The organism is Pseudomonas sp. MD330_10 (assembly GCF_042610415.1).
Taxonomy (GTDB): Bacteria; Pseudomonadota; Gammaproteobacteria; order Pseudomonadales; family Pseudomonadaceae; genus Aquipseudomonas; species Aquipseudomonas rhodesiae.
In genome coordinates this window covers 161,557-183,581 of record NZ_JBHGZU010000010.1, presented here as the reverse complement: position 1 = coordinate 183,581, position 22,025 = coordinate 161,557, and the positions used below count along the sequence as shown (strand labels likewise).

Annotated in this window: 15 protein-coding genes; 10 read left to right on the top strand and 5 right to left on the bottom strand. The window is 61.0% G+C overall.

Features of this window, described 5'->3' with window-relative positions; all coding sequences use genetic code 11:
• Positions 1–142: 142 nt before the first annotated feature.
• Positions 143–1,342 (top strand): MFS transporter, encoded by a 1,200-nt coding sequence (locus ACFZPT_RS17545; protein WP_099311723.1) that lies wholly within the window; start codon positions 143–145, stop codon positions 1,340–1,342.
• Here ACFZPT_RS17545 and ACFZPT_RS17540 read toward each other — a convergent pair.
• On the bottom strand, positions 1,298–1,900 hold the full coding sequence (locus ACFZPT_RS17540; RefSeq protein ID WP_034113894.1) for a tRNA-(ms[2]io[6]A)-hydroxylase: 603 nt from the start codon (positions 1,898–1,900) through the stop codon (positions 1,298–1,300). The genes ACFZPT_RS17545 and ACFZPT_RS17540 overlap by 45 nt on opposite strands.
• A gap of 150 nt (positions 1,901–2,050) precedes the next feature.
• Between ACFZPT_RS17540 and ACFZPT_RS17535 the strand changes: the two genes are divergently transcribed.
• Positions 2,051–2,914, top strand: coding sequence for a universal stress protein (locus ACFZPT_RS17535; RefSeq protein ID WP_034098198.1), 864 nt, complete (start codon positions 2,051–2,053; stop codon positions 2,912–2,914).
• A gap of 73 nt (positions 2,915–2,987) precedes the next feature.
• Here the strand turns inward: ACFZPT_RS17535 and ACFZPT_RS17530 are convergent, their stop codons facing one another.
• Entirely contained in the window at positions 2,988–3,458 is a 471-nt protein-coding gene (locus ACFZPT_RS17530) for a DUF1289 domain-containing protein (RefSeq protein WP_034098199.1), read from the bottom strand.
• A gap of 398 nt (positions 3,459–3,856) precedes the next feature.
• On the opposite strand from ACFZPT_RS17530, the gene acnB reads away from it, so the two are divergent.
• Positions 3,857–6,466, top strand: a complete 2,610-nt coding sequence (gene acnB, locus ACFZPT_RS17525; protein ID WP_034098200.1) for a bifunctional aconitate hydratase 2/2-methylisocitrate dehydratase — start codon at positions 3,857–3,859, stop codon at positions 6,464–6,466.
• Positions 6,467–6,589: 123 nt separating this feature from the next.
• Here acnB and ACFZPT_RS17520 read toward each other — a convergent pair whose 3' ends face one another.
• On the bottom strand, positions 6,590–7,867 hold the full coding sequence (locus ACFZPT_RS17520; RefSeq protein WP_034113895.1) for a serine/threonine transporter: 1,278 nt from the start codon (positions 7,865–7,867) through the stop codon (positions 6,590–6,592).
• A 260-nt stretch (positions 7,868–8,127) separates the two neighbouring features.
• Between ACFZPT_RS17520 and ACFZPT_RS17515 the strand changes: the two genes are divergently transcribed.
• The 4 genes from ACFZPT_RS17515 to ACFZPT_RS17500 all read left to right on the top strand — a co-directional run bounded on the left by ACFZPT_RS17515 (position 8,128) and on the right by ACFZPT_RS17500 (position 12,559).
• Positions 8,128–9,081 (top strand): 2-hydroxyacid dehydrogenase, encoded by a 954-nt coding sequence (locus tag ACFZPT_RS17515; protein ID WP_034113896.1) that lies wholly within the window; start codon positions 8,128–8,130, stop codon positions 9,079–9,081.
• A gap of 129 nt (positions 9,082–9,210) precedes the next feature.
• Positions 9,211–10,278 (top strand): phosphotransferase family protein, encoded by a 1,068-nt coding sequence (locus tag ACFZPT_RS17510; RefSeq protein WP_034113897.1) that lies wholly within the window; start codon positions 9,211–9,213, stop codon positions 10,276–10,278.
• Between the two features lie 9 nt (positions 10,279–10,287).
• Positions 10,288–11,055, top strand: coding sequence for an SDR family oxidoreductase (locus ACFZPT_RS17505; protein WP_034098207.1), 768 nt, complete (start codon positions 10,288–10,290; stop codon positions 11,053–11,055).
• Between the two features lie 70 nt (positions 11,056–11,125).
• Complete coding sequence (locus tag ACFZPT_RS17500; RefSeq protein ID WP_034098208.1) at positions 11,126–12,559, top strand: PLP-dependent aminotransferase family protein; 1,434 nt, start codon at positions 11,126–11,128, stop codon at positions 12,557–12,559.
• 116 nt (positions 12,560–12,675) lie between these two features.
• Here the strand turns inward: ACFZPT_RS17500 and ACFZPT_RS17495 are convergent, their stop codons facing one another.
• Positions 12,676–13,305: a DNA-3-methyladenine glycosylase I gene (locus ACFZPT_RS17495; RefSeq protein WP_034113898.1), complete on the bottom strand. Its 630-nt coding sequence runs from the start codon at positions 13,303–13,305 to the stop codon at positions 12,676–12,678.
• 218 nt (positions 13,306–13,523) lie between these two features.
• Between ACFZPT_RS17495 and ACFZPT_RS17490 the strand changes: the two genes are divergently transcribed.
• The 3 genes from ACFZPT_RS17490 to ACFZPT_RS17480 all read left to right on the top strand — a co-directional run bounded on the left by ACFZPT_RS17490 (position 13,524) and on the right by ACFZPT_RS17480 (position 16,325).
• Positions 13,524–14,849, top strand: a complete 1,326-nt coding sequence (locus ACFZPT_RS17490) for a C4-dicarboxylate transporter DctA (protein ID WP_169867879.1) — start codon at positions 13,524–13,526, stop codon at positions 14,847–14,849.
• Positions 14,850–14,919: 70 nt separating this feature from the next.
• Positions 14,920–15,621: a FadR/GntR family transcriptional regulator gene (locus ACFZPT_RS17485; protein ID WP_034098214.1), complete on the top strand. Its 702-nt coding sequence runs from the start codon at positions 14,920–14,922 to the stop codon at positions 15,619–15,621.
• A gap of 17 nt (positions 15,622–15,638) precedes the next feature.
• On the top strand, positions 15,639–16,325 hold the full coding sequence (locus tag ACFZPT_RS17480) for a GntR family transcriptional regulator (protein ID WP_034113899.1): 687 nt from the start codon (positions 15,639–15,641) through the stop codon (positions 16,323–16,325).
• A gap of 493 nt (positions 16,326–16,818) precedes the next feature.
• On the opposite strand, the gene ACFZPT_RS17475 is transcribed toward ACFZPT_RS17480, so the two are convergent.
• Positions 16,819–21,687: an NAD-glutamate dehydrogenase gene (locus ACFZPT_RS17475; protein WP_034098218.1), complete on the bottom strand. Its 4,869-nt coding sequence runs from the start codon at positions 21,685–21,687 to the stop codon at positions 16,819–16,821.
• Between the last annotated feature and the right edge of the window lie 338 nt (positions 21,688–22,025).

The following is a 22,025-nucleotide window of genomic DNA, read 5'->3' as shown; positions in this document are numbered from 1 at the left end:
GGCGATTGATTGAAGAGCGCGCAGTATAGGTGGCAAGCTGCACCACTTTAGCGGCCGGCCGGCATCGATGGGCCAAGCTTCATGCTTTTAAGAGTTTTTAACAAATAGCCCGCAGTTTTTTACGCCATCTACAGGGAGTTGTATGCGCAAGGATTACCTGGCGTTCTTCGTGTCGCTGTTCTTGTCGCGGCTGGCGGACCAGATTCTGTTGTTTATCGTGCCGCTGCTCGTGTTCCAGACCACCGGCAGCGTGGCGTGGGCGGGCCTTGCGTTTTTTGTCGAGTCCCTGCCGCGCTACCTGGCATTCCCGGTGTGCGGCGCGTTGTGCGACAAGTTTTCGCCGCTGCGGATGTTGCATATCAGCCAGGTCTATCGGGCATTGGCATGTGCGATCGCGGTGGTGCTGTATGGGTTGTTTGATGGGATTTATTGGTTGGTGATCCTGTCGGCTCTGTGCGGGGTGCTGACGACCCTAGGCATTATGGCGCGGGAAGTCGTGATGCCCCATGGCTTCGCACAGTACAGCTACGCCAAGACGTTGTCCTATTCACAGATTGCCGATCAGAGCGGCCTGGTGCTCGGCCCACTGCTGGCGGCGTTGCTGCTGGAAATATGGAGCTGGCCGTGGGTGGTAGCAGGCGTGGCCGGGCTGTTCGTGCTGGCCGATCTGGCCATGCTGATCTGGCAACGCCACACCTCGATGGGCCTGCCCAGTCATGCGCAGCATTCCGACATCTGGCTGCAACCGCTGCGTATCGCCTTGGGCCACATCGGCCGCCTGGCGGCGTTGAAGCGCATCATTATTCTGGCGGTCGGCGTCAACCTGATCGTCGGTGTCACGCTGGCGACCTCGGCGGCGTTGGTCACCGGCCAGTTCGCCGCCGGCAAGGACGCCTACGCCCTGCTCCAGGCTGGCGGGGCGTTGGTCACCATTGCGATTCTGTTCTACCTGGCCCGCGCCACTTTACCCTTGAAGCTTATGGGTGGGCTGGGGTATTCGATGATTGCAATCGGTGCGCTGATCACCGCGATCAGCCCTGCTGTGTGGGTCTATACCGTGGGTTTCCTGCTGATCACCGGCTTCGACAAGATGTTCAACGTGTACCTGCGCAGCACCCGCCAGCGGGTCATCCCGGTTCAGGACTTCGGCAAGACGGTGGGGGTGATTACCCTGCTCAACAACCTGGCGCAACCCCTGGCGGGGTTGGCGATTGCGCTGTTGGCCACGCCCCTGGGCACACAAACGGTGATCCTGTTATTAACCGGGATCACCGCGCTGATCGGCCTGGCGGTCGCCTCAGGCTGGCACGCCACTGTGAAAGCGGAACTCGACGTCGGGTGACTCGATCAGCTCTTGCTCGGCCGCCCTTACCCGCTCGATCACTTGGGCGATGTCCTTGGCGTCGCCATATTGGTAGGCCAGCTTCAAGTACCCCTGAAAGTGCCGGGCCTCGCTTTTGAGCAGACCGAAGTAGAACTTGCCGAGCTCGTCGTCCAGATGGGGCACCAGCGCTTCGAAACGCTCGCAACTGCGCGCCTCGATAAACGCGCCGACCACCAGGGTATCCACCAATTTGACCGGCTCATGGCTACGCACCACTTTGCGCAGTCCCGAGGCATAGCGCCCGGCGTGCAGCTGGCGCAGTTCGACCTTGCGCTTTTTCATCAGGCGCATGACTTGCTCGTGATGCACCAACTCTTCCCGGGCCAGGCGCGACATCATATTGATCAGGTCGACATGGGCGTGGTACTTGGCCATTAGGCTCAGTGCCGTACTGGCGGCCTTGAATTCACAGTTCTTGTGGTCGATCAACAAGGTGTCCTGATCGGCCAATGCGGCCTGGACCCAGGCGTCAGGGGTACGGCAACCGAGGAATTCGTGGATTTCGGGCAGGTTCATCGGGCTCACGGGCAAAGGATCACAAAAGGGCGCCGATTATACCGACCGTGCCGCAGACCACCAGCCACCGGGCTTGATGTGCATCAACATGACGCCCGGCGCGGAGCAACTATAGTTGTGACACCCCCCTTGTTTCCGGAGTAACCGACCATGCAAGACGTCCGCAGCATCCTGGTGGTCCTTGAAACCGAACATTCCGAGAGCCTGGCCCTCAAGCGCGCCAAGCTGATCGCCGGGGTGACCGGGGCGCATCTGCATCTGTTGGTGTGCGACCGCAAACACGAGCACTCCGCGCTGCTCAGCGTACTCAAAGCGAGCCTGACCGAAGAAGGCTACAGCGTGACCACCGAACAGGCCTGGAACGATAGCCTGCATGACACCGTCATCGCGGTGCAGCAGGCTGAAGGCTGTGGCTTGGTGATCAAGCAGCACTACCCTGATAGCCCGCTGAAAAAGGCCCTGCTGACACCGACAGACTGGAAATTGCTGCGCTACTGCCCCGCGCCGGTGCTGCTGGTCAAAACCGCCACACCCTGGGCCGGCAAAGTGATCCTGGCCGCCATCGATGTGGGCAACAGCGATGTGGAGCACCGCTCGCTGCACCATTCGATCATCGACCATGGTTTCGACATCGCCTACCTGGCCAAGGCCCAGTTACATGTGATCAGCGCCCATCCCTCGCCGATGCTGTCGGCGGCGGACCCCACGTTCCAGCTCAAGGAAAGCATCGAGGCACGGTATCGCGAGCAGTGCCAAGCCTTCCAGGCCGAATTCGATGTGGACGATACCCACCTGCATATCGAAGAAGGCCCGGCGGATGTGCTGATTCCTCATATGGCCAGCAAGCTGCAAGCGGCGGTGACCATTATCGGCACCGTGGCGCGCACCGGCCTGACCGGCGCATTGATAGGCAACACCGCGGAGGTGGTGCTGGATAAAGTGGAAAGCGATGTGCTGGTGCTCAAACCGGAGACGTTGATGGATCAGTTGCAAGAGCTGGCTGCCAAGGACTGACGCCAACTTCCAACACAACTGAGATCCAAAGTGGGAGGGGGCAAGCCCCCCTCTCATATTTGGAATTGCGCTGTCAGTCAGCCAGCGCATCGTTCAGGAAAGCCGGCGCGATATAGCGCTGGTAGTGAGCCTCGGACAGGATAAAAAACTCACGGTCGATAGCATCGCGCAGTTCCGGCAGGGCCCAGTCACGAAACTCCGGCAACAGCACCATGCCATAGGCCTCCAAATTGGAAATCACCCGCGCTCCGCGAGCAATCAACTGATACGCCCAGCAGTACTCGGACTGGTGCGGCACGAAACGGATCTTGCGCTGTTCCAGTTGCCAACGCAGTTTCTGCGGGTCGAATACTTCAAGCTTGCCGGCCATCACCTGTACCAGCAACTGCTCCAAGCGCAGCCATACCGCGCGCTTTGCCTCCTCGTCGTAGCCGTTCCACTGGATCACTTCGTGATGGAAACGCTTGCAGCCGCGGCACACGAGATCGCCGTAGACCGTGGAGCACAGACCAACGCAGGGAGTCTTGATGGTTGAATTGGACATGGGCGGCAACACGCAAATCAGCGAAACAGTGCGCCATGTTAGCCCTTTGTCTAAGCTCGATCACCCGGCAAACGTGACATGGCAACTTACCTTTAGTTTTTTTTTGCCGTAGAATCATCCGGCCTTGTAAGGCGCCAATAATCCGCTGGAAGCTGTTTTCAAAGCGTCACGAGCACAGTCGTTCCTTCAGAACGGTGTTGGCGATGGTGAATGACCCGGTAGGTCGAGCATCAGCGCCAACCCTCATCAGCTCCGTTCTGCAGGCGTAAAACTTTGAAAGCAGCTTCTGTAAGGAATGCCGGCAGCGCTGGCTTTGCGGCCCAAAAAGCCCCCGAGCGCATGCGTGCCGTTCATTTCTGGATGAGCGTCCCGTGGGACCACTGATGAGGGTAATAACTGTGCTTGAAGCCTACCGCAAACATATCGAAGAGCGTGCAGCCCTGGGTATCGTTCCCCAGCCGCTTAACGCCGAACAAACCGCAGGCCTGGTCGAGCTGCTGAAGAATCCTCCGGCTGGCGAAGAAGAATTCCTCGTTGACCTGATCACCAACCGCATTCCACCAGGTGTTGACGAAGCTGCCTACGTCAAGGCCGGTTTCCTGTCTGCCCTGGCCAAGGGCGAAGCCACTTCCCCCCTGATCGACAAGAAGCGCGCCGTTGAACTGCTTGGCACCATGCAAGGCGGCTACAACATCGTGACCCTGGTCGAGCTGCTTGACGATGCCGAGCTGGCACCTGTTGCCGCCGCTCAACTCAAGCACACCCTGCTGATGTTCGATGCGTTCCACGACGTGGCAGAAAAAGCCAAGAACGGTAACGAACACGCCAAAGCGGTGCTGCAGTCCTGGGCCGACGGCGAGTGGTTCAAGAACCGCCCGACCCTGGCCGACAAGATCAGCCTGCGCGTGTTCAAGGTCACCGGCGAAACCAACACCGACGACCTGTCCCCTGCCCCAGACGCCTGGTCCCGCCCTGATATCCCGCTGCACGCCCTGGCCATGCTGAAAATGGCGCGCGAAGGCATCGTGCCGGACGAGCAAGGCAAGACCGGCCCAATGAAGCAGATCGAAGAGATGCGCGGCCAAGGCTTCCCGATCGCCTACGTCGGTGACGTGGTCGGTACCGGTTCGTCGCGTAAATCCGCCACCAACTCCGTACTGTGGTTCTTCGGCGACGACGTTCCTTATGTACCGAACAAGCGTGCCGGTGGCTTCTGCTTCGGCAGCAAGATCGCTCCGATCTTCTACAACACCATGGAAGATGCCGGCGCACTGCCAATCGAGTTCGACGTCACCAACATGCACATGGGCGACGTGATCGACCTGTACCCGCATGCTGGCAAAGTCTGCAAGCACGGCACCGATGAAGTCCTGACCACCTTCGAAATGAAGACCCCAGTGCTGTTGGACGAAGTCCGCGCCGGCGGCCGTATCCCGTTGATCATCGGCCGTGGCCTGACAGACAAGGCCCGTGCCGAGCTGGGCCTGGGCCCGACCGATCTGTTCAAGCTGCCAGAAGCCCCGGTCGACACCGGCAAAGGCTTCACCCTGGCACAGAAGATGGTCGGCAAGGCGTGCGGCCTGCCGGAAGGCAAAGGCGTGCGTCCAGGCACCTACTGCGAACCGAAGATGACCACCGTAGGTTCTCAGGACACCACCGGTCCGATGACCCGTGACGAACTGAAAGACCTGGCGTGCCTGGGCTTCTCCACCGATCTGGTGATGCAGTCTTTCTGCCACACCGCGGCCTATCCAAAGCCGATCGACGTGACCACCCACCACACCCTGCCTGACTTCATCATGACCCGTGGCGGTGTATCCCTGCGTCCAGGCGACGGCATCATCCACAGCTGGCTGAACCGCATGCTGCTGCCGGACACCGTCGGCACCGGCGGCGACTCCCACACCCGCTTCCCGATGGGCATTTCGTTCCCAGCCGGTTCCGGTCTGGTCGCGTTCGCCGCCGCCACCGGCGTCATGCCGCTGGACATGCCGGAATCGATCCTGGTGCGTTTCAAAGGCAAAATGAAACCTGGCATCACCCTGCGTGACCTGGTTCATGCCATTCCTTACTACGCGATCCAGGCTGGCCTGTTGACCGTAGAGAAGAAAGGCAAGAAAAACGCCTTCTCCGGCCGCATCCTGGAAATCGAAGGTCTGAACGACCTGACCCTGGAGCAAGCGTTCGAACTGTCCGACGCCTCGGCCGAACGTTCGGCTGCCGGTTGCACCATCAAGCTGTCCAAAGAGTCCATCACCGAGTACCTGAACTCCAACATCACCCTGCTGCGCTGGATGATCGGTGAAGGCTACGGCGATGCACGCACCCTGGAACGTCGCGCCCAAGCGATGGAAGCCTGGGTCGCCAACCCGGAGCTGATGGAAGCCGATGCCGACGCCGAATACGCCGAAATCATCGAGATCGACCTGGCCGAGATCAACGAGCCGATCCTCTGCGCACCGAACGACCCGGACGATGCCCGTCTGCTGTCCAGCGTTGCCGGCGAGAAGATCGACGAAGTGTTCATCGGTTCTTGCATGACCAACATCGGTCACTTCCGCGCTGCCGGTAAGTTGCTGGAACAGGTCAAGGGTCAGCTGCCAACCCGTCTGTGGCTGTCGCCGCCGACCAAGATGGACGCTCACCAACTGACCGAAGAAGGCTACTACGGCATCTATGGCAAGGCTGGCGCACGCATGGAAATGCCGGGCTGCTCGCTGTGCATGGGTAACCAGGCACGGGTAGAACCGAACTCCACCGTGGTGTCGACGTCGACCCGTAACTTCCCGAACCGTCTGGGTGACGGCGCGAACGTCTACCTGGCTTCGGCTGAGCTGGCGGCTGTCGCTTCGACCCTGGGTCGCCTGCCGACCGTCGAGGAGTACATGGGCTACGCGGCCAAGCTGGACACCATGGCCAGCGACGTCTACCGCTACCTGAACTTCGACCAGATCGCCGAGTTCCGCAAGATCGCGGCCAGCGCCAACATCCCGGTGCTGCAAGCTTAACGGTGTGTTGATGTGAAAAACGCCGCGTATCGCAAGATACGCGGCGTTTTTTTGTGTCTGGAATAAGCCATTAGTGGCAAGACAAAACAATGACGGGAGAGGACAAGCCCCCTCCCACACCACTTAAGCCATCAGCGAATATACCAACGCCGTAATCGCCACCAGACCAACCGCCGTGACAAACACGTTGGACGCCTGCCCACGGTATTTGGCCATGGCCGGCACTTTGCGGATGGCGTACATCGGCATCAGGAACAGGATTGACGCAATCACTGGGCCGCCGAGGGTCTCGATCATACCGAGGATGCTGGGGTTGAGCGTGGCGACGATCCAGCACACCACCAGCATGAAGGCGGCAGTCATGCGGTCCAGGGTCTTGGCGGCCGGGCGGCGACCGGTTTTAAGCACCAAGCCCTTGAGGCCTTCACTGGCACCGATGTAGTGGCCCAGGAACGACTTGGCGATTGCCACGAACGCGATCAGCGGCGCGGCGAACGCGATGGTCGGGTTGTTGAAGTGGTTGGCCAGGTACGACAGGATCGACAGGTTCTGCGCCTTGGCTTCGGCCAACTGGGCCGGCGACAGGGTCAGCACGCAACTGAACACAAAGAACAACACCATCGCCACCATCAATAGGTGCGCGCGGGACAGGATCTGCGAGCTGCGCTCATCGGCATTGGCGCCGTATTGGCGCTTCTGATCCACCGCGAACGCCGAAATGATCGGCGAGTGGTTGAACGAGAACACCATCACCGGAATCGCCAGCCACAGCGTATTGAGCAACGCCGACGGCGCCGGCAGCTCGCGGGCGGTGCTGAGGATGCCGCCGGTCCAGTGCGGCACCAGGTACACCGCGAGGAACAGCAAGGCGACGATAAACGGATACACCATCAGGCTCATGGCCTTGACGATCACCTGCTCGCCGCAGCGCACCACGGCCAGCAGGCCCAGGATCAGCACGAACGACAGGATCGCCCGTGGCGGCGGCAGGATATGTAGCTGGTGTTCCATGAAGCTGCCGACGGTGTTGGTCAGCGCCACGCTGTAGATCAGCAGGATCGGGAAAATCGCGAAGAAGTACAGCAACGTGATCAACGCCCCGGCCTTGATACCGAAATGCTCTTCCACCACGTCGGTAATGTCGGAGCCTTCACGACCGGACAGCACGAACCGCGTCAGGCCACGGTGGGCGAAGAACGTCATCGGGAATGCCAGCAGCGCCAGGATCACCAGGGGCCAGAAGCCGCCCAGCCCCGCGTTGATCGGCAAGAACAAAGTACCGGCGCCAATGGCGGTGCCGAACAGGCCGAGCATCCAGGTGGTGTCCTGGCGGCTCCAGCGCGTGAGGGTTGCAGGTGTCGTTGCATAGCGTTCGTCGACGCTATTGGCCTGATCATTCATCCGGTCGGATCTCCGCATTTACACGGCCGGGACGAGTCAGAAAAACCTGACAGGCAGCGTCTCGACCATAGAAGGGGCCGGATTGTCCGGGATTCTCGTGAAGAAGCAAAGACTTAGCTGAGGAATGGTTGACCGGTGCAGCCGCAGACAATCACGAACTTGCCCGACCCACGAGCAGTAAATTTTCCTTCCCGATAAAACGCTCTGTCTTACAAATCCAGCATACTGGTCCTGTCTACCCTCCAAGGAAGAGCCTTACGATGACCACCACTGTTATGGTCCTGGTTGAAACCATCAACGACTACCTGCCCATCATCGAAAGCAACGACTTTCATGTGATCCTGGCGCCGACGCCCGCCGAACGCGCCCACGCCATCAAAGCCCACGGCGGGCAGATCCAGGCCGTGCTGACCCGTGGCCCATTGGGCCTGTACGCCGAAGAAATCGCCGCCTTGCCACAGCTGGAGATCATCTGCGTGATCGGCGCCGGTTATGAACACGTCGACCTGCAAGCCGCCAGCAATCGCGGGATCGTGGTTACAAACGGCGCCGGCGTGAATGCACCGTCGGTGGCCGACCACGCCATGGCGCTGTTGCTGTCACTGGTACGCGGCATCCCGCAGAACGACGCCGCAGTGCGGCGTGGCGAGTGGCCCAAAGTGATGCGTCCGTCCCTGGGCGGCAAGCACCTGGGCATTCTCGGGCTTGGCGCCGTCGGCCTGGAGATCGCCAAGCGCGCAGCCCTGGGTTTTGGCATGGAGATCAGTTACCACAATCGCCAACCACGGGATGACGTGGACTACACCTACTGCGCCACGGCTCTGGATCTGGCGCGCAGCGCGGACTTCTTGATTCTGGCCACGCCCGGCGGCGACGGCACCCGGCACCTGATTGACCGACGCGTACTGGACGCCCTCGGTCCCCATGGCTACTTGGTGAACATCGGGCGTGGCAGCGTGGTGGTCACCGCCGACCTGATTGCCGCCCTCGAACAGCGGCGCATCGGCGGTGCGGCGCTGGATGTGTTCGACGACGAACCCAAGGTGCCCGACGCCCTCAAGCGCCTGGGCAATACCGTACTCACCTCCCATGTCGCCGGGCTGTCGCCCGAGGCCGCCCATGACACCGTGCAGCGCGTGGCCGACAACCTGGTGGAGTATTTCGCCGGGCGCCCGGTGCTCACCCCGGTCGCCCTGCCCCCGCCCGTAAAATGACCGATCAGGCACGTTGATCATCCTGCAACACGCTAACCTATTAAACCGCCTCGACCTTGTGGCTGGGCGGTGGCGCGCATTAGATTAGCCAATAGTCCGAGGCCTTTAGAATAAGCAGAAGGGATAAGCATGGCGCTGAACGACCAATCCACCCAGATTCGCCCCGGCGAGGAACTCGATGCCGGCCTGATCGATCCCTACCTCAAGGCCCACATCCCGGGGTTGAGCGGCACGCCCACCATCAGCCAGTTTCCCGGTGGCGCCTCCAACCTGACTTACCTGCTGGAATACCCCGATCAGGAATTCGTACTGCGCCGCCCACCTTTTGGGCACAAAGCCAAGTCCGCCCACGACATGGGCCGCGAGTTCCGCATTCTCAACCAACTGAAGGATGGCTTCCCCTATTGCCCCAAGGCCTACGTGCATTGCACCGATGAGTCGGTGATCGGCGCCGAGTTTTATGTGATGGAGCGCGTCAACGGCATCATCCTGCGCTCCGACCTGCCCACCGAGCTGGGCCTGGATGCAGCGAAGACTCAAGCACTGTGCAAAAGCTTTATCGACAAATTCGTCGAACTGCACCAAGTGGACTACACCGCTTGCGGCCTGGCCGACCTGGGCAAGCCCGAAGGCTACGTGGCGCGGCAGATTCGCGGCTGGAGCGACCGTTACGAAAAAGCCCTGACCCCCGATGCGCCAAAATGGGAGGCGGTACGCGCCTGGCTCAACGACAAGATGCCGGCCGATCACCCCACCTCCAGCATCGTGCATAACGACTACCGCTTCGACAACGTGATCCTCGACCCGCATAACCCGATGCAGATCATTGGCGTGCTGGATTGGGAACTGACCACCTTGGGCGATCCGCTGATGGACCTGGGCAACACCCTCGCCTACTGGATCGAAGCCGCCGACCCGGCGCCGGTGCAATTGATGCGCCGCCAGCCGAGCAACGCGCCGGGCATGCTCACCCGCCGAGAATTCGTTGACTACTACGCCGAACGCGCGGGCATCCGGATCGATAACTTCGATTTCTATTACACCTACGGCCTGTTCCGCCTGGCCGGCATCGTGCAGCAGATCTACTACCGTTTCTTCCATGGCCAGACCCAGGACAAACGCTTCGCGCAGTTCATTCAGATGAACGCACTGCTTGAGCAAATGAGCCTGAATGTCATCAGCAAATCAGCCCTTTAAGGAATCCCCATGTCCAAGACCCACCTGTTCGACCTCGACGGCAAGATCGCATTTGTCTCCGGCGCCAGCCGTGGCATCGGCGAGGCCATCGCCAAGTTGCTGGCCCAGCAAGGCGCCCATGTGATCGTGTCCAGCCGCAAGCTCGAAGGCTGCCAGCATGTGGCCGATGCGATCATCGCCGACGGCGGCAAGGCCACAGCGGTGGCCTGCCACATCGGTGAAATGGAGCAGATCAGCCAAGTATTCGCCGGTATTCGCGAGCAGTTCGGGCGCCTGGATATCCTGGTCAACAACGCCGCCACCAACCCGCAGTTCTGCAATGTGCTGGATACCGACCTCGGCGCGTTCCAGAAAACCGTGGACGTGAACATCCGTGGCTACTTCTTCATGTCGGTGGAAGCCGGCAAGCTGATGCGCGAAAACGGCGGCGGCAGCATCATCAACGTGGCCTCGATCAACGGCATCTCGCCCGGCATATTCCAGGGCATTTACTCGGTGACCAAGGCCGCGGTGATCAACATGACCAAGGTGTTCGCCAAGGAATGCGCCGAGTTCGGTATACGCTGCAACGCGCTGCTGCCGGGCCTGACCGACACCAAATTCGCCTCCGCACTGGTCAAGAACGACTCGATCCTGAAAATGGCCCTGGCGCAGATCCCCCTCAAGCGCGTGGCCGACCCGAGCGAGATGGCGGGTGCAGTACTGTTCCTGGCCAGCGACGCCTCCAGCTACACCACCGGCGTGTCGCTGAATGTGGACGGTGGCTTCCTGTCCTGAGTGCCGGCGCAGCGGTACAGATCGATTTACGAGTAATCTTGGCGCCGATCGATCTGTCTCAGGATGAAACATGGAACTCCACATCGTCATCAACGGGCGTAAGGACCTGGCGGCGCAGCTTTATCAGCAGTTGCGCGAAGCCATCGCCGCCGGGCGCCTGACGGCAGGTGCGCAACTGCCGCCAAGCCGCTTGCTGGCCGAGCAATTGGGCATATCGCGCAAGACGGTGTCCGATACCTACGCCACGTTGACCTATGAAGGCCTGCTGGTGGGCAGGATTGGCCGCGGGACCTTCGTCAACGCCTGGGCACCACAACCTGATCGCGTACAAACCGCTACAGATCTGGCCTGCTCCGCCAACCTGGCGAAATGGCAAGCGCTGCCCTCGCCCATGCATCACCCCGCCAACGACAAGCGCCTGCGCTACGAATTTATCGGCGGCGCCACCAGCCGCCAGCAGTTCCCCCAGGATGAATGGCGGCGCTGCACCCAGCATGCCCTACGGCGTATCGCCGAGCACAGCGGCTTCTACAGTCAACCCGAAGGGCTGCCGGCGTTGCGCAGTGCCATCGCCGGGCATATCGCGTTTTCCCGAGGGGTCAAATGCCGCGACAGCGACATCGTGGTCACCAACGGCGCGCAACAGGCACTGGACTTGCTCGCCCGCGTGGTGTTGGAACCGGGCAGTATTGTCGCCATGGAAGACCCCGGCTACACCCCCGCGCGCCAACTGTTCACGGCACGGGGCGCCCATGTCGCCAGCGTGCCCGTGGACGCACAGGGTATCCAGGTCGACCAGATCCCCGACGGCACGCGCCTGATCTATGTCACACCGTCCCATCAATTCCCCCTGGGCATGCCCATGAGCCCGGCGCGCCGCGAAGCCTTGCTGGCGCGTGCGTTCGACCTGGGTGCGATCATCATCGAAGACGACTACGACAGCGAATTCCGTTACGAGGGCCGCCCTACCGATTCCCTGCAAAGCCTGGACAGTCGCGGCGTAGTGGCTTACGTCGGCACCTTTTCCAAGACCCTGCTGCCCGAGTTGCGCCTGGGCTACGTGGTGCTGCCACCGGCGATCCACGGCGCGGTACTCAAGGCCAAGCAACTGACCGACCAGCACAGCTCCACACTGCCGCAATGGGCATTGGCCAAGTTCATCAGCGAGGGCTACCTGCTCAAGCACATCCGACGCTGCCACACGGTATACGCCGGGCGCCGCGAACGTATCCTGGAGCGCCTGGCGGGCGATCTGTCGCCATGGTTCGAAGCGGTGCCCACAGTGGCGGGGTTCCACCTGGCGGCGCTGTGCAAGGTGCCGGTCAATATTGCGCTGCTGCGGGAGCTGGCGCGCCAGGTGGACGTCGGCCTATACCCGCTGGAGGTGTTCTTCCATGACACTCCGGTGCGTGCAGGCTTGATTGTCGGGTTCGGCGCCATTGAACTGCTGGATATCGACCCGGCCCTGGACAGGGTGCGCGATATTCTGCTGAAGATTGCATGACGCTCTATAACCCGACCGCCGGGCGGGATTTTTGGGGCAGTTAACGAGAGGTCGACTGAGCCAGCGTCATCGGAGCCAAGCCCCCTCCCACAGTTTCAACCGCCCGAGTCGGCAATTCAGGGCCGCTTGAACTGGCGCCGCAGCGCTTCAATCTGCGGGCGGCATGCGCATCCTTCAAGATGATCATTGACCATCCCCATCGCCTGCATCAGCGCATACATCGTGGTCGGCCCTACAAACGTCCAACCACGCTTCTTCAGCGCCTTGGACAGACGCACCGAGGCCGGTGATGTCGGGTTACCCGTCCAGTAAGCCAGGTCCACCACGGCCGGGCGCTCTTGCGGGCCGGGTTCGAAGGCCCATAACCACTGCGCCAGAGAGCCGGTCTCGTCCACTAGCTCACAGGCACGCCGCGCATTGTTGATGGTGGAGACGATCTTCGCCCGATTACGCACGATGCCCGGGTTCTGCATTAGACGCAGGATATCCGCCTCGCCGTACTGCGCCACGCGGCGAAAATCAAAGCCGTCGAACGCTGCACGAAACTGCTCGCGCTTGCGCAGGATGGTTATCCACGCCATCCCCGCCTGAAACCCTTCCAGGCAGATTTTCTCGTACAGCTGAATATCATCGGCCACCGGCACGCCCCACTCATGGTCGTGGTAATGCAGGTATTCCGGCGCCGCGCCGCGCCAGGCGCAGTGTCGGTGCCCGTGCTTATCGATGCTCAAACCTGGTGTGTCCATTCGCCCCCCTTCTGTGCCGAGCGCCGGATGATAAGCGAAAAATTTTGCACGCCGCCAACCGCTCAAGCATCGCCCTTACCGACCCACTGGTCAGACCGGGACCTGCCAACCGCCGAATTATTACTTGTGATTTCAAAAAAACCCGGCGTAGACTGGCCCTGCACTGGACTTACCGGTATGACCACAACAATTAAGCCCTGGAACCACCAGGGCGCCGAATAGAGATCCCTCCCATGCTCAGATGGTGCTCGCGTTCGATTTTCCTGCAAGTCGTGATCGGCCTGATGTTAGGCGTTGTTTGCGGCCTGGCCCTTCCCGAATTCTCTTCGCAACTCAAACCCCTCGGCGACGGCTTTATCAAACTGATCAAGATGCTGATCGGCCTGATCGTGTTCTGCGTAGTGGTCAGCGGCATTTCCGGCGCCGGCGACCTGAAAAAAGTCGGGCGCATCGGCCTTAAGTCGGTGATCTATTTCGAAGTGCTGACCACCATCGCGTTGGTGATCGGCCTGGTTATGGCGTTCAGCACCGGCATCGGCACCGGCGCCAATATTCATCTGGAACAGCTCTCTTCCGCCGGCCTGAACGAACTGGCCGATAAGGGCCAGCACATCCGCGGCACCAGCCAATTCCTGATGGACCTGATTCCCAACTCAGTGATCGGTGCGTTTGCCGACAACAACGTGCTGCAAGTTCTACTGTTTTCGGTGCTGTTCGGCAGCGCGCTGAACCTGGTGGGCGAAGCGGCGTCGGGCATTTCGCGACTGATCAACGAATTGAGCCATGTGATTTTCCGCATCATGGGCATGATCGTGCGCCTGGCGCCCATTGGCGTGTTCGGCGCCATCGCCTTCACCACCAGCACCTACGGCCTGGATTCCCTGCAACACCTGGGCAGCCTGGTAGGCCTTTTCTACCTGACCTGCTTTGCCTTTGTCGGCGTGATCCTCGGCGTGGTAATGCGCCTGTCGGGCCTGCGCATGCTGCCGCTGCTCAAGTACTTGCGCGAAGAGCTGCTGATCGTAATGGGCACTGCCTCTTCCGACGCTGTGCTGCCTCAGATCATGCGCAAACTGGAGCACCTGGGCATTGGCAGTTCCACCGTGGGCCTGGTGATTCCGACCGGCTACTCGTTCAACCTCGACGGGTTCTCGATCTACCTGACCCTGGCCATCGTATTTATCGCCAACGCCACCGGCACACCGCTGTCGATGACCGACCTGCTGACCATCCTGCTGGTGTCGTTGATCACCTCCAAGGGCGCCCATGGCATCCCCGGTTCGGCGCTGGTGATTCTGGCGGCCACCCTCACCGCGATCCCAGCGATTCCGGTGGTGGGCCTGGTGCTGGTGCTAGCGGTGGACTGGTTTATGGGCATCGGCCGCGCATTGACTAACCTGATCGGCAACTGCGTCGCCACCGTGGCCATTGCCCGCTGGGAAAAAGACATCGACCTCCAGCGCGCCAACAAGGTATTGGACGGCCAGCAGGGTTATGCCTTCCAGGCCAAGAAACCGGTATTGCCGGCGCACCAGGAATTCTGAAGGCGACACTACCCAGGTGGGAGCGGCAAAACTGCTCCCACCGTATCAGCATCATCAAGGAGCCATCGACGTGATCAGCACCTCAACCGTCGTCAATTCAGTGGTAGAAAAACTACGCGCCGCCCTGGCGCGGGGTCAGTGGCGCCGCGGCGAAATGCTCCCCGGCCAGCGCGAACTGGCCGAACAGCTGGGCATCAGCCGCCCCAGTCTGCGTGAAGCGGTGATCGTACTGGAAACCCTCGGCCTGGTGCGTTCCATGCCCGGCAAAGGCGTGGTCGTGTTGGAGACCAGCGTCAGCGATCCGCAGTCCAGCGACGCCGTAGCCGACGCCAGCCTCGAAGACATTCTGCAACTGCGCTACACCCTCGAACCCTTTATCGTCGGCCTGGTGGCCCAGTCCATCAGCAGCAAGGAAGTCGGCCAGTTACGCCTGACCCTGATGGACATGCGCGAAGCCCTGGACGCCGGCGATGCCGAAGCGGGCCTGAACGCCTATGTCGATTTTCATGAAGAGCTGTTCGCGCTGACTTCCAACCCGATCTTTCAGAACGTGGTGCAGCAGACCCGCAACGCCCTCAAGCAAAGCGCCCAGGTACTGCGTAACTCGCCTGAACACCTGGCCGAACGCCTGCAGGAAAACGAAGCCGTGGTGCGCGCCATACGTAACAAGAACAGCGCCCTGGCCAGCGCCGAAATGCGTCGGCATATCCTCCAGGAGGGTCTGCGCATGGGCATTGCCCTGAACATCCCGGACGACCATCTCGGCAGCTGATTTTTTGGAGACCGGCCATGACCGCCCACGCCTTGCAACGCAACCCGATCCTGCCTGCCCTGCGCCTGGTGGCCGGTAAAAAACCCTCGGTGGACGACATCTACCCGCGCCTGTTCGACGCCATCCTCGAACAACGCATCGCCCCGTCCAGCCGCTTTACCGAAGAAGGCCTGGGCGAAACCTTTGGCGTGAGCCGCAGCGTGATTCGCCGGGTGCTGGCCAAACTTTCCCATCAGCAGGTGATCATCCTGCGTCCCAATCAACGCGCCCAGGTCGCCGCGCCGGACAGCCTGCAAGCCCGACAAATCCTCGAAGCCCGGCGCATGACCGAAGTCACCGTAGTGCAATTGGCCTGCGCCCAGGCCACACCCGCGCAGATTCGCCCCTTGCGCGAGCTGATCGCCCGCGAGCGCGAGTGCATTGAGCGCGACCAGCGTGGGCCGGCGATTCGATTATCAGGGGAGTTTCATTTGCAGTTGGCCGCGATCGCCGGTAATGCGCCGTTGGCGCAGTTCCTCAACAGCCTGGTGCCATTGACATCGTTGGTCATCGCCCAATTTGAAGCAAAAGCCTGCACGTATTGCGCGTGGCAGGAACATGTGGCCATTGTGGATGCGATTGAGCAGCGCGACTCAAACACTGCGGTGACCCTGATGACCCAACACCTGGATCACCTGGAAAGCAAACTACTGAAACATCACTGACCTTCAGATAAATGAAGACCCAAATGTGGGAGAGGGCTTGCCCCCGGGTGGCAGTGTGTCAGTCAACCTGGATGTAACTGATCTACCGCTATCGGGGGCAAGCCCCCTCCCACAATTTTGTACGCACCAGGCTGGGTGCCGGCGTGTTTTCTATGCCTATTGTTAGCCAAGACAGCATAGAGACCCGAAGCCATCTGAAACCCAAATGTGAGAGGGGGCTTGCCCCCGATGGCAGTGTGTCAGCCAACCTATACATGACTAATACACCACTATCAGGGGCAAGCCCCCTCCCACAATTTTGTACGCGCCAGGCTTGGTTGCGAGGTGCTTTCTATGCCTCTTGCTGGCCAAGCCCGCATACAAACCTGAAGCCAACTGAGGCCCAAATGTGGGAGGGGGCTTGCCCCCGATGGCAGTGTGTCAGTCAACCTATACATGACTGATACACCACTATCGGGAGCAAGCCCCCTCCCCCAGGTGTTTCACCGGGGCATCAAGCCGATTGCAGCACCGACTGACCGCTCATTGCCAGGTCCAGCAGTTCACGGTTGGCCACGGCGTACATGGCGTAGTCCGTGCCGACCGCGGCACGAATTTCCACCATCATCGCGCGCCAGCGATCGGCCATGTCCTGGTGCTGCTCAAGCCACAGGGCCACGCGGGCTTCCATGTCTTGTGGCGCATCGGCCATTTGCAGTACCGAAATGGTGATCGCGCGCTGCTGCCAGTCCACATCGTCGCGGAACGCTTCGCGGGCCTGAGCCTGCCAGTTGTTGGCCACGGGCAGATCGCTGATTTGCTGCAGGTACCACGGCAGGTCCAACGCGCTGCCTACAGCGAAGTAGGCCTTGGCCACTTCGGCAGCATCGTGCCCGGTGACGTCGGCGGCTTCGATGATCGGCAACAAGGTGTACAGGTGCGTGGTGCCTGCCACCATACGCGCCAACAACTCCGGCACGCCGGCTTCGGTGTACGCCTGGTAGCGGTTCTGCCAGCCTTCGCGGGTCGGGCCTTCCAGCAGTTCATCGAGTTTAAGACCCAACGCAGCCAGGTGCGGACCGAAGTGTGCGGTGTCGCGACCAGCATCCTGCTCATTACGGCGGCTGCGCAGGAACCAACGCGTGGCGCGGCGGCCCAGGCGCATCAGCTCGTCCATCAGTTCCAACTGCACGTCAGCGGAGACCTGGTGATCCAGGGCTTCGATCTGACGGAACCAGTGCGGGAGATGGAAGATGTCACGCACGATCACATACGCACCGGCTACGTTCGCCGGGCTCATGCCGGTCGACTCTTTGAGCCGCTGCACAAAGGTGATGCCCATGTGGTTGACCAGATCGTTGGCGATCTGGGTGCTGACGATCTCGCGCTTGAGACGGTGACGACGCATGGCCTCGCCGAACTTGGCCACCAGGCTCGGTGGGAACGCGGTCTCCATGTCACGGGTCAGGTAGTCGTCGTCCGGCACCAGAGACTTAAGCAAAGCTTCCTTGAGGTCGATCTTGCTATAGGAGATCAGCACTGACAGTTCCGGACGTGTAAGGCCCTTGCCAGTGGAGGCACGCTCGGTGAGCTGCTCCTCGGTCGGCAGGTACTCAATGGCGCGGTCCAGTTTGCCACGGCCTTCCAGGTCGCTCATCAGGCGCTTGTACTCGGCGGCACGCTCGTAGGCTTTGCGCGCGGCCAGGGACAGGGCCTGGGTCTGCTTGTAGTTGTTGCCCAACACCAGGCTGCCGACTTCGTCGGTCATGCTCGCCAGCAACTGGTTGCGCTGCTTGTCGGTCATGTCGCCGGCCTGCACCACTTCGTTGAGCAGGATCTTGATGTTCACTTCGTGGTCGGAGCAGTCCACGCCACCGGCGTTGTCGATAAAGTCGGTGTTGGAACCGCCGCCATTGAGGCCGAATTCCACACGACCCAGCTGGGTCATGCCGAGGTTACCGCCCTCGCCCACTACCTTGCAGCGCAGTTCGTTGCCGTTGACCCGCAGCGCGTCGTTGGCCTTGTCGCCCACGTCGGCGTGGCTTTCGGTGCTGGCCTTGACATAGGTGCCGATACCGCCGTTCCACAACAGGTCCACTGGCGCCTTGAGCAAGGCGTTCAGCAGTTCGGTCGGGGTCAGCTTGTCGGCCTGGATATCGAAGCGTTCTTTCATCTGCGGCGAGATCGCGATGCTCTTCGCGCTGCGCGAGAAGATACCGCCACCTTCGGACATGATGCTGGTGTCGTAGTCGGTCCAGGCCGAACGCGGCAGCTCGAACATGCGCTTGCGCTCGACGAAGCTGGTGGCCGGGTTCGGGTTCGGATCGATAAAGATGTGCAGGTGGTTGAAAGCTGCGACCAGTTGCAGCTTGTCGGACATCAACAGGCCGTTACCGAATACGTCGCCGGCCATATCGCCGACGCCGACGACAGTGATGCTGTCTTCCTGCACATTGATGCCGCGTTCGCGGAAGTGACGCTGCACGCCGACCCACGCGCCCTTGGCGGTGATGCCCATTTTCTTGTGGTCATAACCGGCCGAACCACCGGAGGCGAACGCATCACCCAGCCAGAAGCCGTAGTCGATGGCGATGCCGTTGGCGATGTCGGAGAAGGTCGCGGTGCCTTTGTCCGCCGCTACGACGAGGTACGGGTCATCGTCGTCATGACGCACGACATTGGCCGGCGGCACCAGGGCGCCGTCTTTCAGGTTGTCGGTGATGTCCAACAGGCCGGAGATGAAGATGCGGTAGCAAGCGATACCCTCGGCCGCGATTTCGTCGCGGCTGCCGCCCAGTGGCAAGCGACGCGGCAGGAAGCCGCCCTTGGCACCCACCGGCACGATCACCGAGTTCTTCACCTGCTGGGCTTTTACCAGGCCCAGCACTTCGGTACGGAAGTCTTCTTCACGGTCGGACCAGCGCAGACCGCCCCGCGCAACGTTGCCGAAGCGCAGATGCACGCCTTCGACCCGTGGCGAGTACACGAAGATCTCGAACTTCGGCACCGGCTTGGGCAGCTCGGGAATGGCGCGCGGGTCGAACTTGAAGCTGAAGTACGACTTGTTCTGGCCGTTGGCATCGGTCTGGTAGAAGTTGGTGCGCAAGGTGGCCTTGATCAGGTCCAGGTAGCGACGCAGGATGCGGTCTTCGTTGAGCACCTGAACGTCGTCCAGGGCGCTGAGGATCGCCTGTTCCAGACGCTGCTGCTTGTCTTCCAAGTCGTCGGCGGTGAGTTTGCGCGCCAGGTAGAAGCGGGTCTTGAACAGCCGAGTCAACTCGCGGGCGATGTCGGTGTGGTTGTTCAGAGTGCTGGCAATGTAACCCAGATCGAAGCCCAGGCGGATCTGCTTGAGGTAACGGGCGTAGGCACGCAGCAGCGCCACATCGCGCCATGGCAGGCCGGCGGTGAGCACCAGGCGGTTGAACGCATCGTTCTCGGCATCGCCATGCACGATGTGTACGAAGGCGTCCTGCAGGGTGTCGTTGAGCTGCTGGATATCCAGGTTCACGCCTTCGGCGGCGATAAACGCAAAGTCATGGATCCAGAACTCGCGGCCATTGGCGTGGCGCAGGCGGTACGGGAACTCACCGAGTACGCGCAGACCGAGGTTTTCCAGGATCGGCAGCACGTCGGACAGCGCCAGCGGCGTATCGGCGTGATACAGCTTGCAATGCAGCTCACGCTGGCCGGAAACCTGGCCCAGCGGCTGGTAGAAGCTCATCACCAGCGGGTTGGCTTCGGTGAGGCTGAGCAGGTGCTGCATGTCGACCACCGCCGAATGCGCGGCGAAGCGCTCACGGTAGCCGGCCGGGAAGCCTTTCGGGAAGTCCGCCAACACGTTGGTGCCGTGGGCTTCGCCGAAGCTTTCCACGACGAGGCTGGCATAGTCGTCCTGCCAGCTGCGGCAGGCCTGGATCACTTCTTTTTCCAATTGCAGCGGGTCGATGTCCAGTCGGTTCTTCGGGTCGACCCGCAGAATCAGCTGCACGCGCGCCAGTACGGATTCGGAGAAGAATGTCCAGAATTCGCAGTCGCTGGCCTTGAGGCGATCCATCAGCACTTGCTGGATCTTCTGGCGCACTTCAGTGGAATAGATGTCGCGCGGCACGTAGGCCAGGCAGTAGCAGAAACGACCGTATGGGTCTTTGCGCAGGAACACGCGGATCTTGTTGCGTTCCTGAATCTGCACGATGGACATCACGGTGCTGTACAGCTCGTCCACCGGGGTCTGGAACAGATCGTCGCGGGGCAGCACTTCAACGACTTGCGCCAGCTCCTTGCCCAGGTGCGCCTTGGCCTGGAAGCCCGAGCGACGCTCGATCTCCGCGACCTTGCGGCGGATATAAGGAATCACACGTACGCTTTCGCCATACACCGACGAGGTGTACAGGCCCATGAAGCGGCATTCCTTGATGACCTTGCCGTCGGCGTCGATCTCACGGATCGACACGTAGTCCGGGTAGGCTGGGCGATGCACGCGGCTTGGGTGTGCGGCCTTGGCGAACGACAATACGGTCGGCTCGCGCAAGTACGACACGGCGTAGTCTTCGATGCGCAAGTCTTCGGCGGTAAGGCCGGCGCGCAGCAACTTGGTCAGACCGAGGAACGAGCTGGCGTCATATTCGATATGACCGCCGTCCGCCTCGTCACGTACCACAAATTCTTCGTAGCCCAGGAAGGTGAAGTGGTTACCTACCAGCCATTCCAGGAAGTTCTTGATCTCGGCTTTTTCTTCGCCATCGATGCTGAACTGACTGGCGTCGATACCGGCCAACAGGTCCTGGACCTTGGCTTTCATCGGCTCGAAATCGGCCACGGCCACGCGCACTTCGCCCAGCACCTGCTCCAGCTCTTTGCTCAGCACGCTCAGTTCGGCGGCGTTGGCGCAGCGGTCGATCTCCAGGTACATCAGCGATTCTTGCTGGATACCTTCGCCCTGAGTGCCTTTGGCCAGGATTTCCTGCAGCTCGCCCTTGCTGCCGCGACGCACGCTGAGCACGGTGGTTTGCAGGGTGTGGATGCTGTAGCCACGACGGTTAAGCTCGGTGCGCACCGAGTCCACCAGGAACGGCAGATCGTGGTGCAGCACTTCGACCGCAGTGTGGGTCGACTGCCAGCCGTGACGTTCGTAATCGGGGTTGTAGACCCGCACTTGCGGTTGGGTGTGGTCAAAGCGCTCAAGCAGGCGCCAGGCAGACAGGGTGCAACCGGCCAGGTCGGAAAGGCGACGCTGGGTCAGTTCGTCCAGGGAAATGATGCCGAAGAATTGTTCAGCGAACAGCGCCACTTGTGGCAGTGCCTGTTCACTGATGTGCTGCGCCAGTGCCGCTTGCAGTTGGTGCTGGAAGTCGGCCTTGCTGGCTGCGGTGAAGAACGCCATCTGTGGTACTCCGCTTGGGCTTGTTATTGATGGAAGCGTCGCGTGTTATCCCCTGGTGGGGAGACCGTCATCTCGGTTTGTCAGTAACCATAAACGAATCCGAGTGACAGGTGGGTGAAGCTGGACAAGTCAATAAGGTCACATTCGACGTCCACTGGATGCACCGCCTGCCGATAACGGTACGACGGGCAGGTCAGAGTCGCGCAGAAAGTCCATCCAACGCGCAGCTTAACGAGTGCAGTCAGCAGACTGCTTGCTGCACTGCGACATATTCGGACATCTCCCGGCAATGCCCGGTTGCACCAAGAGCAACCCTGATAGCCGCACAGGTGCTGGCT